This window comes from Mesorhizobium sp. GbtcB19 (assembly GCF_019091085.1).
In the GTDB taxonomy this organism is placed as follows: Bacteria; Pseudomonadota; Alphaproteobacteria; order Rhizobiales; family Rhizobiaceae; genus Mesorhizobium.
This window is the reverse complement of record NZ_JAGXJY010000248.1, coordinates 1-268: the sequence shown is the minus strand read 5'-3', so window position 1 is coordinate 268 and position 268 is coordinate 1. Positions and strand designations below refer to the sequence as shown.

Genomic DNA, 268 nt, shown 5'->3' with positions numbered 1-268 from the left:
TCGATCCGCGGCGCGTTCGCGCAAGGCGTAGCTCGCCTGTGTCGTCAGCAGCGCAAGCGGCGTGCGCAACTGGTGCGCGGCAGTGGCGATGAAGCGGCGCTGCGCCGCCATCTGTGCCCGCTCGCGCTCCATGTAAGCATTGCGCGCCTCGATCAGCGGCCTGATCTCGCTCTGCGCGCCAGGCCCCTCGATCGGGTCGAGGTCGCTACGGCCCGGCGAGCGAACCGCGTCGTGCAGGCGGATCAAGGGCGACAGCCCGCGGCGCAGG

1 pseudogene is annotated in these 268 nt (G+C 71.6%); it reads right to left on the bottom strand.

Features of this window, described 5'->3' with window-relative positions:
- Positions 1 to 268 (bottom strand): annotated as a pseudogene (locus tag KVT37_RS32265) (sensor histidine kinase); the annotation flags it as partial.